This window comes from Polaromonas sp. CT11-55 (assembly GCF_047303325.1).
Taxonomy (GTDB): Bacteria; Pseudomonadota; Gammaproteobacteria; order Burkholderiales; family Burkholderiaceae_C; genus Polaromonas.
This window is the reverse complement of sequence record NZ_JBKBEX010000011.1, coordinates 98,554-113,275: the sequence shown is the minus strand read 5'-3', so window position 1 is coordinate 113,275 and position 14,722 is coordinate 98,554. Positions and strand designations below refer to the sequence as shown.

The window sequence follows — 14,722 nt, the reverse complement described above, 5'->3', positions numbered from 1 at the left end:
TAGAACCAAACCGTATCCATATGGGAACCAATCATGGACAGACTTGACGCCCTCCAGGCCCTGGTGCTCTCGACGCGGCTGGGCAGTTTTGCCGCCGCCGCGCGTGAACTCGGCGTGACGCGCTCACAGATCAGCAAACTCATTGCCTCGCTGGAAACGGAGTACGGCGGCGCGCTGTTTGTACGCTCCACCCGCGCGATCGCGTTGACCAGCGCCGGCGCCACCTTGCACGACTACGCGGTGGACCTGCTGGCCATCGCCGCCGAAGCCCGCGAGTCCATGGCGGCGATTCGCGGGGCGGTGGCCGGGCCGCTGCGCGTCAACGCGCCCATGTCCTTCGGCAAGCTGGTGCTGGCGCCGCTGCTGTCGGAGTTCCTCGCGCTGCATCCGCGGGTCGAGCTGCGCGTGGAGCTCAACGACCGCATGCTGGACCCCTATGAGACCGGCTTTGACCTGACCCTGCGCATCGCGCAGCTGCCGGATTCTTCGCTGGCCGCGCGCCGCCTGTGCGACGTGCGCCGCGCCGTGTACGCCGCCCCGGCCTACCTGCGGGCACACGGCACGCCCGCATCGCCGAAGGCCCTCAAGTCGCACCGCTGCCTGAACTACGCGCATGTCAACAAGGGACACATCTGGCACCTCGGCAGAGGCCGGGAAACAGCGCACGTGGCCGTCGGCGGGCCGCTGTGCGCCAACAACGGCGACCTGCTGGTGGAGGCCGCCGTCGCGGGCGCCGGGCTGATCCTGCAGCCCGAGTTCCTGGCGGCCAAACACCTCGCAGCGGGCCGCCTGGTGCCGGTGTTGCCGCAGTGGCAGGAGTCGCCGGAGATCGCGCTCTACGCGCTGTACCCGGCGACGCGGCGCGTTCCCGTCACGGTGCGCGCACTGATCGACCACCTGGCGGCGGCCTTGCCTCAAGCCATGTCGGCCGTTGAAGCGCCCCGCCGCTAGCCTGGCGCGGCGCCCGCGGTCTCCATGCCGAAGCGGGGCGGCGCGCTGGGCCCCAGCAGCCAGTAGGTGGCCATGCGGCCGCGGCCCTTGAGCTCTATGGGCTCGCGCGCGGCAAAGGCAAAGTGCTGCCGCGTCTGCAGGTAGACCGCCTCGCTGACGTGGACGGCCCCCGGCTCGCCGCTGGACTCCATGCGGCTGGCCACATTGACCGTGTCGCCCCAGACGTCGTAGAGAAAACGCTTGACGCCTATCACCCCCGCCACCGCGGGGCCCGCGTGCATGCCTATGCGCATGGCCAGTTGCGTGCCGTTGGCGACGTTGTAGCGCTGCAAGGCTTCCCCCATGTCCAGCGCCAGCCGCCCCAGGCTGTCGAGCCGGTGGTGCGCTACCACCATGTAGGCATCGCCTATGGTCTTGATTTTTTCCAGCCCGTACTTTTCCACCAGGCCGTCAAAGGCCGAGAAGATCTGGTTCAGCACCAGCACCAGCGCGTCCGGCGGCAAGCTGCGTGAAAAACTCGTGAAACCGGCGATGTCGGCGAACAGCACGCCCATGTTGTCGAACTTCACCGCGTTGACCTTGTCCTCGCGCTTGAGCTCATCGGCGATGGAGGCCGGCAGCACGTTGTACAGCACCTTGTCGGCGCGCGCGCATTCGCTCTCGGCGCGCTGCATCTCGGCGTACAGCTCGGCATTGCGCGCCAGCATGAGCTCGTCGAGCGCCGTGCACAACACCAGGATGCAAAACGGGTTGACCAGCGCGGCAAGGAGTGCCAGGCCCGCGTACCCGCGCAGGGCGACGGCCAGGCTCAGCGCCCCGAAGCTCAGCAGGTACATGGGCTTGCGCACCGGGCTGGGCGTGCACATGACGGCTGCGACAAAGGTCGCGCCCGCGGCATAGATGGACAAATCGCCCCACATCGCGCCGTGGACGGCGCCTACCCAGGTGGCCAGCAGCATGGCGCCGGCACAGGCAGTATTGAGCGCGCCTTCCCGGCCGCGCAGCCGAGGCGCATACCGGTCCACCAGGATCACCGTGATGAAGAACAGCTCCGCCGTGAGCTGCCAGGCCAGCAGGCCGGCCACACCCTGCGGCCGGTGTTGCTGCGCGATGGTGAAGTAAGCCGCATCGGCGGCGAGCGCCGCCGGCGGTAACAGCCAGGCCACGGCCTTGCTGTAATACACGCCCTGTGCCCAGCTTTTCTGGACGAGCCAATCCCGGAACGGCTGCAGCGCCATGGTCATTCCTCCCTTGCGCCGCGCGGCATGGGCGCGGCATGCGGGAACCATACGGGCTGAACGGCCTTGGATCAACGGACATTGACCGCCTGCGGCCTTTTGATGTGCGAAGCCGAAAAAAAAAGCGCCCGAAGGCGCTTGTTTGGGGGCGTTGGCGGCCGCGAATTACTTCGAGACGACGCGCACCATTTCCAGGCACTTGTTGGAGTAACCCCATTCGTTGTCGTACCAGGCCACGACCTTGACGAAGGTGCCGTCCAGCGCAATGCTGGCGTCGGCGTCAAACACGCTGGTGCAGGTCTCGCCGCGGAAGTCGGTGGCGACCACCTTGTCTTCGGTGTAGCCCAGAATGCCCTTGAGCGCGCCTTCGCTTTGCGCCTTCATCTCGGCGCAGATTTCTTTCAGCGTGGCTTCCTTGTTGAGTTCGCAGGTCAGGTCGACCACCGAGACGTCGGAGGTCGGCACGCGGAAGGACATGCCGGTCAGCTTCTTGTTGAGTTCAGGAATCACCACACCCACGGCCTTGGCCGCGCCGGTGGAGGAGGGGATGATGTTTTCCAGGATACCGCGGCCGCCGCGCCAGTCCTTGTTGCTCGGGCCGTCCACGGTTTTTTGCGTGGCGGTGGCCGCGTGCACCGTGGTCATCAGGCCACGCTTGATGCCCCACTTGTCGTTCAGCACCTTGGCGACGGGCGCCAGGCAGTTGGTGGTGCAGCTGGCGTTGGAGATGATGGCTTCGCCCTTGTAGGTCTTGTCGTTGACGCCGAAGACGAACATCGGGGTGTCGTCTTTCGACGGCGCCGAGAAGATGACCTTCTTCGCGCCGGCGGCCAGGTGCTTCTCGCCGGAAGCTTTGTCCAGGAAGAGGCCCGTGGATTCCAGCACCACGGTCGCGCCGATGTCGCCCCACTTGAGGTTGGCGGGGTCACGCTCCTGCGTCAGGCGGATTTTCTTGCCGTTGACGATGAGGGTGTTGCCGTCCACGGACACGTCGCCTTCAAAGCGGCCATGCACCGAGTCGTACTTCAGCATGTAGGCCAGGTAGTCGGGCTCAAGCAGGTCGTTGATGCCGACGATTTCGATGTCGTTAAAGCTCTTGATCGCCGAGCGGAACACGTTGCGGCCGATCCGGCCAAAACCATTGATACCAAGTTTGATCGTCATTTTCTGTTGCTCCTGGAAGTTGAAATTCGTTGAATCGGCGAGCCGTGTACCTGATGCGCGCGCTTACTTGCGCAGCACCGTGCGCACGGTGTCGGCGACGTTCTCGGCGGTGAAGCCGAAGTGTTTGAACAGCACCGGGGCGGGGGCGGATTCGCCGTAGCTGTCGATGCCGACCACGGCCGCGCAGCCGTATTTCCACCAGCCGTCGGTCACGCCCATTTCCACCGCGATGCGGGGGATGCCTTCGGGCAGCACTTCGCTCTTGTAGGCGGTCTTCTGTTTGTCGAAGGTGGTGGTGCTGGGCATGGAAACCACGCGCACGGCGATCTTGTGGGCGGCCAGCAGTTCCTGCGCCTTGAGCGCCAGCTGCACTTCGGAGCCGGTGGCGATGATGACGGCCTGGGCTTTCTTGTTGAGGCCGACTTCGGCCGGGTCGGCCAGCACGTAGGCGCCGCGGCTGATGTTGCCGAGGTCTTTCTTTGGCGCGTAAGGCAGGTTCTGGCGGCTCAGCAGCAGCGCCGTCGGCTTGTTCTTGTTTTCAAGCGCGACAGCCCAGGCGACGGCGGTTTCGGCCGTGTCGCCCGGACGCCAGACGTCCAGGTTGGGGATCAGGCGCAGGCTGGCGGCGTGCTCGATGGACTGGTGCGTCGGGCCGTCTTCACCCAGGCCGATGGAGTCGTGGGTGAACACGTGCACCACGCGCAGCTTCATCAGCGCGGCCATGCGGATGGCGTTGCGGCTGTAGTCGCTGAAGGTCAGGAAGGTGCCGCCGTAGGGGATATAGCCGCCGTGCAGCGCGATGCCGTTCATGATGGCGGCCATGCCGAATTCGCGCACGCCGTAGTTGATGTGGCGGCCGATGGCGCTCACGCCCTCGGCGTTGGCCGTCAGCACGATTTCGCCGTTCATGTCAAAACGCAGGCTGGGCGTGGACTTGGTGTTGGTCAGGTTGGAGCCGGTCAAATCGGCCGAGCCGCCCAGCATCTCGGGCAGGCCGGCGGTGAAGGCTTCGAGCGCGAGCTGCGAGGCCTTGCGCGAAGCCACGGTTTCGGCCTTGGTGTGTGCGCCGATGACGGTGTCGACCGCGAGCTGCGCGAAGGTCTTGGGCAGCTCGCCCTTCATGCGGCGGGCCAGTTCGGCGGCGAGTTCGGGGTGGGCGGCCTTGTAGGCGGCGAATTTCGCGTCCCAGGCGGCCTCGGCGGCCAGGCCCTTGGCCTTGGCGTCCCAGGCGTCGTAGGTTTCTTTCGGCACTTCAAACGGCGCGTAAGGCCAGTTCAGGGCTTCGCGCGTGAGCTTGATTTCCTCGGCGCCCAGCGGCTCGCCGTGGGCCTTGGCGGTATTGGCGCGATTCGGCGAGCCCTTGCCGATGTGCGTCTTGCAGATGATCAGCGTGGGCTTGTCGTTGGATTTTTTTGCGCCTTCGATGGCCTGCGAGACCAGTTCAGCGTCGTGGCCGTCGATGGGGCCCTGCACGTTCCAGCCGTAAGCGGCAAAACGCACGGCGGTGTTGTCGATGAACCAGGGCGCGACCTGGCCGTCGATCGAGATGCCGTTGTCGTCGTAGAGCGCGATCAGCTTGTTGAGCTTCCAGGCGCCGGCCAGGGCCGCGGCTTCGTGGCTGATGCCTTCCATCAGGCAGCCGTCGCCCATGAACACATAGGTGTTGTGGTCGACGACGGTGTGGCCTTCGCGGTTGAATTCCTTGGCGAGCAGCTTTTCAGCCAGCGCCATGCCGACGGCATTGGTCAGGCCCTGGCCCAGCGGGCCGGTGGTGGTTTCCACGCCGGGGGTGTAGCCGTATTCGGGGTGGCCGGGGGTTTTGCTGTGCAGCTGGCGGAAGTTTTTGAGTTCGCCGATCGGCAGTTTGTAACCGGTCAGATGCAACACGGCGTAAATCAGCATGGAGCCGTGGCCGTTGGAGAGCACAAAACGGTCGCGGTCGAACCAGTTGGGGTTGTGCGGGCTGTGCTTGAGGTGGCTGCCCCAGAGGGCGACGGCCATGTCGGCCATGCCCATGGGGGCGCCGGGATGTCCGGAATTGGCTTGTTGTACGGCGTCCATTGCGAGTGCGCGTATCGCATTCGCCATCATTTGCGTGTTTGCCATGTAGGCTGCTCCGGAGGGGGAAAGATCAGGGGTAACCCGGTATTTTACCGTTAGGCCCCAGCCGGGGGATTTGCCGGGATATGGAACCAAGTTACGGCCCGAACGGAGCCGCGCATCGTCTAAAGTCGGGGCATGCAAGGCCTACACCTGACCGCCGACCTTTACAAATGCCGCTGCGACGCCGCCTGGCTAACCGACGCCGCCCGCCTGGGCGACTGGTGCGTGCAGGCCGTGCAGGCTACCGGCCTGCAGGCCGTCAACCAGCTGTTCCATACCTTTCCCGACACCGGGCACGGCCCGGGCGGCATCACGGCCACGGTGCTGCTGGCCGAATCCCATGTCTGCGTGCACACCTGGCCCGAGCAGAAGGCCGTGACGCTGGATGTTTATGTCTGCAATTTCGGCGGCGACCACTCGGCCCGGGCGCGCAGCCTGATGGATGCGCTGGTGCGGCGCTTCAACCCGGAATGGACCGAGCAGCGCTCGCTGGACCGGGGGGACACGCAGTAAGCCGGTTTACCAGCTTTCGCGCACGGTCGCCAGAAACAGCGCATTGAGCGAGGGCAGCACAGGCCGCAGGTCGTCGGGCGTGGAAATCGCCGCATCCAGCCTGGCGAGTTCGGCCTCAATAAAGGCGTTGACCCGCGGGTAGGGCGCCGACAGGCCCAGTTCCGGCGCGCCGCGTTTTTGTTCGAGCATGTCGGCGATGTCGGCGAGCAGGTCCGTTTCACCGTCAATCAGGTGCAGCAGGCTGGCGAACTCAATGGGCGCGGCCGTGCCGTAGCGCTCCAGCCAGCGCACCGCGAGCAGCGGCCGCAGCACATAAAAATACTTCTTGAGCCGCACCATCTCGCCCTGAAGGTGCTCGCGGTAGTTGCCTTTTGCCGAGCTGCGGTAGTGGTGAATGCCCCGCTCGCACGAGTAGACCTGCGGCAACAGCCGGCGAGCCTCTTCAGCGAACGCGCCGTTTTCGATGTACTTGATCGGCGACTGGATCCATTCGACAAAACCCGGGTTGGACTTCCAGAACAAACGCAGTGCCTTGCGCAAATCCCAGCCGTTGAGGTCTATGTCGTCGACGATGGGGTACTCGATGACGTCACGGCGGTCCTCAAGGTCCAGCGAGAGGTAGTCGTCGGCCGGCCGTGCGTAGATGAAACGCACGTCGAAATCGCTGTTCGGCGAGGCAAAACCCCAGGCGCGGCTGCCGGACTCTATCGCCATCAGGATGCGCACACCGTGCTCGCGTTCGGCCGCCGCGAGGCGGCTCATGATCTCAGCGCGGATCTCGGGAGGAATCATCGTCAGGCTTTCGGGTTGCGGTGGCCATGCATTCTGCATGAGCGGCTCCCGTTAAACTGCCGCCATGCCCTCTGCACCCATCAAAGCCATGATCATGGCCGCCGGCCGCGGCGAGCGCATGCGCCCGCTGACCGACAGCACGCCCAAGCCCTTGCTCAAGGTGCGCGGCAAGCCGCTGATTGACTGGCACGCCGAGGCGCTGGCGCGCGGCGGCTTCACCGACCTGGTGGTCAACACCGCCTGGCTCGGTGAGCAGATTGAAAACCACTTCCGCCAGCCAAGCCGCGCGCCCTTGTTGTCCATTGCCTATTCGCACGAAGGCATCGACTTCGGCGGCGCGCTGGAAACCGCCGGCGGCATCGCGCGCGCGCTGCCGCTGCTGGGCGATGTGTTCTGGCTGCTGGCGGGCGACGTGTTTGTGCCGGGCTTTGAATTCACGCAGGCCGCGGTGGACCGGTTTGCCGCCGGCGGCAAGCTGGCGCATCTCTGGCTGGTGCCCAACCCGCCCCACAACCCCCAGGGCGATTTCGGCCTGGGTACTGACGGCGTGGCGCTGAACCTGCCCAAAGATAGCGTTGAGCCCAGGTTCACCTACAGCACCATTGGCCTTTATCGCCGGGAATTCTTCGACACGATGCCCTTCGGCAACCCGCGGGGCCTGAAAGCCCCACTGGCGCCGCTGCTGCGCGCGGCGATGGACAATGGCCGGGTCAGCGCCGAGCTGTACCCCGGGTCCTGGACCGACGTGGGCACGCCAGCCCGGCTGGACGAGCTGAACCAGGCAAGCACCACACACTGAGCAACAACCTAAACAAAGCGCAGCCCACCATGAGCACCACCACGATTTACCAGAAACGCCGTGCCGCCGTGGCCCGCGCGCTCAAAGCAGCCGGCGGCGGGGTTGCCCTGCTGCCGACCGCGCGCGAATACCCGCGCAACCGTGACACCGACTTTCCTTACCGGCACGACAGCTACTTTTATTACCTGACCGGCTTTGACGAGCCCGAAAGCTGGCTGGTAATAGACGCCAGCGGCAAGACCACGCTGTTTTGCCGCCCCAAGGACCTGGAGCGCGAAATCTGGGATGGCATACGCCTGGGCCCCAAGGCCGCGCCGGCCCGGCTGGGCGTGGACGCGGCCTTCAGCACTGAGGCGCTGGATGCGCAGATGCCTACCCTGCTGGCCAACAAGAAGTCGGTATGGTTTCCGTTTGCCACGCACGAGGGCCTGGACGCGCGCGTGGACGGCTGGCTGGACAAGGTGCGCGCCCGCGTGCGCCTGGGCGACGAGTGCCCGCAAAGCCGCAACGACCTGTGCGGCGTGCTCGATGAGATGCGTCTCTTCAAGGACAGCCACGAGATCGCCACCCTGCGCCGCGCCGGAAAAATTTCAGCCGGCGCGCATGTGCGGGCCATGCAAACCTCGGCGGCCATGCTGCGCAATCCCGTCAAGGGCGGCCTGCGCGAATACCACCTGGAGGCCGAACTGCTGCACGAGTTCCGCCGCCACGGCTCGCAGTTCCCGGCCTACACCAGCATCGTGGCGGCAGGCGCCAATGCCTGCGTGCTGCACTACCGCGCCGGCGACGCCGAACTCAAGGCCGGCGAGCTGTGCCTGATAGATGCCGGCTGCGAGCTCGACGGCTACGCCAGCGACATCACACGCACTTTCCCGGCGGGCGGTACATTCACGCCGGCCCAGCGCAGGCTGTACGACATCGTGGTGGAGTCCCAGTACGCCGCCGTCAAGGCCACCAAACCCGGCAAACGCTTTAACGATCCGCACGAGGCCGCGCTGCGCGTGCTGGCCCAGGGCATGCTCGACACCGGCCTGCTGCCCAAGTCCAAACACGGCAAGGTCGACGACGTGCTCGAGTCAGGCGCGTACCGCCAGTTTTACATGCACCGCACCAGCCACTGGATGGGCATGGACGTGCACGATTGCGGCGACTACACCGAGCCCGGCAGCAAACCCCGCCCCGACAAGGACGCCATGGGCCAGCCCATCATGCGCAAGCCTTCGCGCATCTTGCGGCCAGGCATGGTGATGACGATAGAGCCCGGCCTCTATGTACGCCCCGGGAAGAACGTTCCCAAGGAGTTCTGGAACATTGGTATCCGGATTGAGGATGACGCGCTGGTCACGGCCAAGGGATGTGAATTGATGACGCGCGGGGTTCCGGTGGATGGGGATGAGATCGAGCGTTTGATGAAAGGCTGAGAGGCTTGCGCGCAACGTGCGCGCTCAAGGACAAACGCTCGCTTCTATCGCGGAGCCCGGCTCCACCAGCGTGTTGGTCAGCATGGGGTTGATGCTTTTCCAGGCGCGCATTTTTTCGGCCGTGAGGTAGACCTTCACGCAGCTGCCAACAGCAAAACTCTGGCTGGTCCGGAAAAAAAGCTGCTCGGCATTGGTCTGGCGTATCAGGAACAGGCACTCGCGTGGCGCCAAAGCCTTGTCGATCGGCTTGAGCACAGACTCCATTGCTTTCCCGATGACCGCGATGCCGGGTGGTTGATCAACATTGGCAGTGAAATTGTTGGTCAGCGACTGGGTGCAGGGGTCATAGACTTTTTCCACGCGTCCGGTCAACACCACAGTATCGGCCGCCTGTTTGTTGACGGCGCAGGATGCCAGCAGCGTTGCCAGCAGGCAGCATGACAGCAGCGGCAGGCGCCTGGCTCGGTTCACTCTGAAGTCCAACATGATTTCCCCTCCCGATTTTCATCATTTGCAATGGTGTGGGGCATTATCCGGTGGGCGCCGCACCCGGCGGCGCGAGGCCCGGCCGAAACACACTCAGCCCAAATTCAAAGCCGTTCCCCGCCTATGCCCCTGCGTAAACGCCTCCTCAAACACCGAATACCCCGATAAATCACTGTGCGCAAAATGCAGCCGCCGCCAGGGCAATGGCAAAGGCCCTTGCAGCGCCCGCAGCACCGAGCTGCTGTGAACGCCCGGCACCGGCGTGCTCATCGCATGCCCATAGCGCATGACCTCCATGCGCGTGACCTTGCCGGGCAGGTCGGGATGCGGCACGGACAGTTCGGCCAGCACGCTGTCGCGCCAATGCGTCCAGGGCTGCTCGTACAAGGTTTTGCGGCCGGCCGCGCCTGTGCCGAAGGCACGGTAATAGGTGAGCACCGTGGCGGCGGGCACGGCCTGCAGGCTCTGGTGGGTGGCGTCGACATAACCCAGGCCGGGGCTGTCGCCGTAAATCACGTTGTCCCAGCTGGGCGCGGCACCGGGCCTGTCGTGCAGGGCTGAAGCGATGTGCAGGTTGGCGACCAGCCAGGGCGCGTAGCGCAGCTGACCGGCGGCCTCGCGCAGCGCGGGCGGCGGGTTTTCGACGACACGCGCGGCCACAAAGAGCGGCAGGGCCAGGATGCACTGCTCGGCCTGCCAGCGTTCCACCGATTGCGTGGCCGCATTAAAGGCGTCGACTTCCACGCCGTGCCGGTTCGCGGCGACGCGGATCACGATGCGGCCCGTGTGCAGGCGCTCGCCCAGCGGCGCGGCCAGCCGGCGGGTCAGCCAGCCGTTGCCCTCGGGCCAGGTCAGCACGCCGGCATCGCGTTCGGCCGAAGGTGGCTCGCCGGGCGCCTGGAAGCCGTGGCGGCTCGCGAAGTAGTGGATGCCGGCCCAGGCCGAAACCGCGTCCAGACCCGCGCCATAGTCGTCGCGGCAGCAGTAGTCCAGGTACCAGCGCAGCGGCGCGCGCGTGAGCTGCTGCTGGTCCAGCCAGGCTTCAAAGGTCAGGGCGTCGAGGGCGCGGTGTTGCGGCGCCGGCGCGCTCACCGAAAGCGGAATCGAAAAAGGCGCGGCGACTGAAGCTTGCCGCATCAGCCGCGCAAAACGCTGGTAGTCGGCCATCAGGGCGATGTCCATGTCCGGCAGGGGCAGCAGGCCTTCCTGCCATTCACCGCGTATGAAGAGGCGCTCCTGCGGGCTGTGGCACAGGTGGCGCTCGTCATACTCCCAGCGTCCGGCCACGCGCCTGCGCAGCGACAGCTCTTCAAGCAGGTCCTGCACGTCGCGCGCGGCGTCGCCGGGCACCGGCAGGTAGTGCGCGCCCAGCGGGCAAGGCAGGCCGCCGACCATGCCGCCGCGGCTGTTGCCACCGGCGCTGTCCTCCAGCTCCAGCATCGCAAAATCGTCCATGCCGCGCAGGCGCAGCGCGCGCGCCGCCGCGAGGCCGGCGACACCGCCGCCGGCAATCAGCACACGGGTGCGCCGGGTGACGGAAGGAGCGGGCCAAGCGCGGCCTTTGCCGGGCTCGCCGGGCCGCAGCAGGTGGCCGCGTTCATGGTTTGCGCCGAGGAAGCCGCCTTCGATCTGCCGGGTCCCCTTGCAGCCCAGCAGCGGCAGCGCGACGGAGGTCGCCAGGAAATGGCGGCGCTTCAACGCAGCACCTTGCCCCATTCCTGCTCGTAGCTGTGCACCAGTTCCTGGTTGGAGAGCCGGTTCACGGGCGCCGGCACGCGCGCCATGTCGACCGGGAAATCAAACAGCAGCGGCAGGGTTTGCGCATCCAGGAAACGCAGGCCGGAAGGCAGGGCGCCTGTTTGCGTCGTGGGGCTGAAGGGCCGGCGGCTGGCCACCACAAAACCCCATTCGCCGAAGCTGGGCACATTGGCGTGATAAGGCGCGGCCCTCAGGCCCACGGATTCCAGCGTGGCCACCACCGTCCAGAAACTACGGCGCGCCACCAGCGGCGAGGTGGTCTGGATCACGGCATAGCCGCTGGCCGAGAGGTGCCGGTCCAGCAGCGCGTAAAACGAGTTGGTGTAGAGCTTGCCGATCGAAAAATTCGTGGGGTCGGGAAAGTCGACGATGATGATGTCGAACATGTCCGCACTTTTGTCCAGCCACTGGAAGGCGTCGGCATTCACCACCCGCACCTTGGGCGACAGCAGCGCCTCGCCGTTCAGGCGCTTCAAGGCCGGCTGCTGGCTGAAGAGATCCGTCATGGCCGGGTCCAACTCGACCAGCGTGACGCTTTCCACGCTGGGGTATTTGAGGATCTCGCGCACCGCCATGCCGTCGCCGCCGCCCAGCACGGCGATTTTTTTGGGCGCGCCGTGCGCGCTCATCACCGGGTGGACCAGCGCCTCGTGGTAGCGGTATTCGTCGCGCTCGGCAAACTGTAGGTTGCCGTTGAGGAACAGCCTGTGGCCGCCGCGGCCGTTGGTCACCACGATGCGCTGGTAAGGCGTGGTGGCGGTGAAGACCACGCGGTCCTGGTAGAAATGGTCTTCGGCCAGCGTGGTGATCTGGTTGGCGCCCACAAAGCCGGCCGCCAATGCGCACAAGACGGCGAAGCAGGCAACGGCATGCGACCTGAGGTGTCGCAGCTCGGCGCGAAACAGCCACAGCGCCCACAGCGCGACGGCCGCATTCATGAGGCCGAACAGCAGGCCGGTGCGTATCAGGCCCAGCTGCGGCACGAGCACCAGCGGAAAGGCCAGCGACACGGCCAGCGCGCCCAAATAATCGAAGGTCAGCACCTGCGAGACCAGCTCCTTGAGCGCCACGTTGCGCCGCAGTATGCGCATGACCAGCGGAATCTCCAGCCCCACCAGCGTGCCCACCAGCAGCACCAGGGCGTACAGCAAGAACCGGAATGCGCCGGGCACGTAAGCATTGGCCAGGAACAACAGGGCCGGCAGGGCGCCTCCCACCAATGCCACCATCAATTCAATGCGCAAAAAATGCGCAGGCAGCTGCCGCTCGAAAAACCGCGACAGCCAGGAGCCAATGCCCATGGCGAACAGGTAGCTGCCGATGATGGTGGAAAACTGCAGCACCGAATCACCGAGCAGGTAAGAAGCCAAAGCCCCCGCCGCCAGCTCATACACCAGCCCGCATGCCGCCACCACAAAGACGCTGGCCAGCAACGCGACCTCGAGAGGGCGCGGGGTGGGGGTGGAGGAGGTTTCAGTGTTCAAAACAGATGGAGGTGATAGCAGGAAGCAGGTGAGGCGATGCGAAGCGAGCCGGTATCACGACGGCGTCAAGGGCGTAGCGAGCGAGCTGCGGGCAAGGCGGACGGCGCGCAGGAACCGGAATGTACCTATGGGTACATGAGGATTCCGAGCACCGGCCAACGCCGCCCCCAGTTCGCGCAGTAGCCGGGAACGAGCCTAGCCGTGGATGGCGGCGGCTACTATTACGCAGATGCCTAATGCCATCGCGGCCACAACCAGCGCCAGCGCCACATTCTGCTTCTCGACAATCTCCAGCCACAGGTCATAGGGCGTTATCTTGTCGATGATGACAAAGCTCAACCAGAAGATGATCACGCCAATCAGCGCGAACAGGATCGAGCCCAGGAAAGCCGCGGGTTTAAGCCATTCAAGTCCCATGATGGTCTCCAGAAAAGGTCTGCCAGCTTGCGCAGAAGATGAAGAAGCAAAAAGAGGCGGCCTTCATTTATGGCCGCCCCCGCCGGAAAAACCGCCGAACGAGCCGCCCGAACTGCGCGAGCTGCTGGACGAGGAACAATTTTCGTACTTCGGGTCGCAGCTTGAGCAGCGGCCTATCAAAAACAGAAACAGCAATATCAGCAGCACCACGATGATGATGGTGCCGCAGCCCATGCCGGCCGAGCTGCTCAGCGGCTTGGCGTCCGAGCGTTTGAACAAGTCCTTCTTGCCGTCAAGCTTGAAGGCCTTGGCGACCAGGTCGCCGTCCAGCTTGTTGCCGCTGGACCAGGTGATCTCGTTGGGCGACTCTTCCTGCGACAGCAGGGCGCTGCCGCTCGCGAAATCGCGGTTAAAAGTCTTTTGCCCGCGCTGCACCTGCCAATAGAACTCGCCAGCCACATAACTGGTTTCGGCCTGGTAGCTGCTTTGCAGCCGGTAGGTCGTTTTGAGATAAGTCGCGCTGTCGCCGCCGGGCTTGAAGCTGGGCGCGCCCGTGACCGGCTTGACCAGGCTCCAGCCGTCTTCGGAATCCACCAGAAACGTGAAGCCACGCTTCTGGTTGTAGAGCAGGTATTCATCCCAGCCGAATTGCTCGTCCGGGTCGTCGGCCTCGTAGCCCATGCGGTGCTGGAAACCGACGACTTGCCATTGCACACCTTGCAGTTGACCCGTGGTGCCCAGCGCGATCAGCGGGCTGACGGGCTCGTCCTGGATCGCGTGCTTGAGCGCGGCGCCCGTGCCCTGCGTGAGGTCGATGATGCTGTTGCAGGAGCGGCAGGTGATGCTTTTGCTGCCGGCCAGCGTGACCTCGACCGGCGCGCCGCAGTTCGGGCAGCTGAACTGCTTGCCGCTTTCGTCCTTGGCCGATTCATCCTTCAGGCCCGTCAGCTTCAAGTCCTCCAGCAGCACGGAGCGGCCCAGCGACAGCGCGGGCGCGCCGCCGCCGGCCACCGCGCCGTAGTCGACGCTGAGCACGTCGCCGTCGGCGCTGCGCAGCTCCACCATCGCAAAGGGCGAGCCCAGCGCCGGCAGACGCGGCAGCTCGCCCTGGGCCGAGAGCAGCGATACACGTTCGTTGGACGCCACGCTGAAGGGCTTGGCGTTGATGGCCGTGGTCGCACCCACGCGGAAATTTTCCGCCGGAGGCACGGCGCGCTGCAGGCTGGTGGGCAGGCTGAAAACGTAAGCGCCGTTGTCTTCGCTCAGGAAAGCCGCCGTGCCGTCGTCCAGTACCGCGTACCACTCGGTCCAGGTGCCTTGCGCGTACTGGTATTGCAACCGGCCGACCAGCGTGAAATTGCGGCCTTGCCAGGTACCGGAGGCCTGCAGCTGCAGCGGGCTGAAGTCATTGAACAGCTCGGCCATCTTGCCGATGCGCGACAGGGTGTCGCCGTCGCGCACGACAGTGCTCTGGCAATAGCCGCACACCGCGTGCGTGGACTGCGCGCTGCGAAATTCAACGGGCGCGCCGCAGCCGGGGCACGGCGCGCGGTAGGCGCGTTGCTGGGGCTCGGATGCCAAGATGGGCTGTCAGTG

At 65.3% G+C, this 14,722-nt stretch carries 13 protein-coding genes and 1 other RNA gene; 4 read left to right on the top strand and 10 right to left on the bottom strand.

Annotated features, from left to right (window positions below; all coding sequences use genetic code 11):
• The first annotated feature begins 33 nt into the window (after nt 1–33).
• A complete protein-coding gene (locus tag ACEN8I_RS12620; protein ID WP_413328810.1) occupies nt 34–951 on the top strand; it encodes a LysR substrate-binding domain-containing protein in 918 nt (305 codons plus the stop codon).
• Here ACEN8I_RS12620 and ACEN8I_RS12615 read toward each other — a convergent pair.
• The 3 genes from ACEN8I_RS12615 to tkt all read right to left on the bottom strand — a co-directional run bounded on the left by ACEN8I_RS12615 (nt 948) and on the right by tkt (nt 5,459).
• Nucleotides 948–2,189: an adenylate/guanylate cyclase domain-containing protein gene (locus ACEN8I_RS12615; protein ID WP_413328809.1), complete on the bottom strand. Its 1,242-nt coding sequence runs from the start codon at nt 2,187–2,189 to the stop codon at nt 948–950. The genes ACEN8I_RS12620 and ACEN8I_RS12615 overlap by 4 nt on opposite strands.
• Before the next feature lie 165 nt (nt 2,190–2,354).
• A complete protein-coding gene (gap, locus tag ACEN8I_RS12610; protein ID WP_413328808.1) occupies nt 2,355–3,353 on the bottom strand; it encodes a type I glyceraldehyde-3-phosphate dehydrogenase in 999 nt (332 codons plus the stop codon).
• A gap of 63 nt (nt 3,354–3,416) precedes the next feature.
• Nucleotides 3,417–5,459, bottom strand: a complete 2,043-nt coding sequence (gene tkt, locus ACEN8I_RS12605; RefSeq protein ID WP_413328807.1) for a transketolase — start codon at nt 5,457–5,459, stop codon at nt 3,417–3,419.
• Between the two features lie 132 nt (nt 5,460–5,591).
• Between tkt and speD the strand changes: the two genes are divergently transcribed.
• On the top strand, nt 5,592–5,969 hold the full coding sequence (gene speD, locus ACEN8I_RS12600) for an adenosylmethionine decarboxylase (protein ID WP_413328806.1): 378 nt from the start codon (nt 5,592–5,594) through the stop codon (nt 5,967–5,969).
• A gap of 6 nt (nt 5,970–5,975) precedes the next feature.
• Here the strand turns inward: speD and ACEN8I_RS12595 are convergent, their stop codons facing one another.
• Nucleotides 5,976–6,800, bottom strand: a complete 825-nt coding sequence (locus ACEN8I_RS12595; RefSeq protein WP_413328805.1) for a DNA polymerase beta superfamily protein — start codon at nt 6,798–6,800, stop codon at nt 5,976–5,978.
• 25 nt (nt 6,801–6,825) lie between these two features.
• On the opposite strand from ACEN8I_RS12595, the gene murU reads away from it, so the two are divergent.
• The gene (gene murU, locus ACEN8I_RS12590) at nt 6,826–7,560 is read left to right on the top strand and encodes an N-acetylmuramate alpha-1-phosphate uridylyltransferase MurU (RefSeq protein WP_413328804.1); all 735 of its coding nucleotides are present in this window, start codon (nt 6,826–6,828) and stop codon (nt 7,558–7,560) included.
• A gap of 29 nt (nt 7,561–7,589) precedes the next feature.
• Nucleotides 7,590–8,981, top strand: a complete 1,392-nt coding sequence (locus ACEN8I_RS12585) for an aminopeptidase P N-terminal domain-containing protein (protein WP_413328803.1) — start codon at nt 7,590–7,592, stop codon at nt 8,979–8,981.
• 24 nt (nt 8,982–9,005) lie between these two features.
• Here the strand turns inward: ACEN8I_RS12585 and ACEN8I_RS12580 are convergent, their stop codons facing one another.
• The 6 genes from ACEN8I_RS12580 to ACEN8I_RS12555 all read right to left on the bottom strand — a co-directional run bounded on the left by ACEN8I_RS12580 (nt 9,006) and on the right by ACEN8I_RS12555 (nt 14,707).
• Nucleotides 9,006–9,467 (bottom strand): hypothetical protein, encoded by a 462-nt coding sequence (locus tag ACEN8I_RS12580; RefSeq protein ID WP_413328801.1) that lies wholly within the window; start codon nt 9,465–9,467, stop codon nt 9,006–9,008.
• 93 nt (nt 9,468–9,560) lie between these two features.
• Complete coding sequence (locus ACEN8I_RS12575; protein WP_413328800.1) at nt 9,561–11,183, bottom strand: FAD-dependent oxidoreductase; 1,623 nt, start codon at nt 11,181–11,183, stop codon at nt 9,561–9,563.
• Nucleotides 11,162–12,709 carry a polyamine aminopropyltransferase gene (locus tag ACEN8I_RS12570; protein WP_413328799.1) on the bottom strand — a complete coding sequence of 516 codons (1,548 nt, stop codon included), beginning with the start codon at nt 12,707–12,709 and terminating at the stop codon, nt 11,162–11,164. The genes ACEN8I_RS12575 and ACEN8I_RS12570 overlap by 22 nt, the downstream gene beginning before the upstream one ends.
• 61 nt (nt 12,710–12,770) lie before the next feature.
• A non-coding RNA gene (locus ACEN8I_RS12565) (sX9 sRNA) lies at nt 12,771–12,846 on the bottom strand.
• Between the two features lie 58 nt (nt 12,847–12,904).
• Nucleotides 12,905–13,126, bottom strand: coding sequence for a DUF350 domain-containing protein (locus tag ACEN8I_RS12560; protein ID WP_413328798.1), 222 nt, complete (start codon nt 13,124–13,126; stop codon nt 12,905–12,907).
• A 63-nt stretch (nt 13,127–13,189) separates the two neighbouring features.
• A complete protein-coding gene (locus tag ACEN8I_RS12555) occupies nt 13,190–14,707 on the bottom strand; it encodes a DUF4178 domain-containing protein (protein ID WP_413328796.1) in 1,518 nt (505 codons plus the stop codon).
• Between the last annotated feature and the right edge of the window lie 15 nt (nt 14,708–14,722).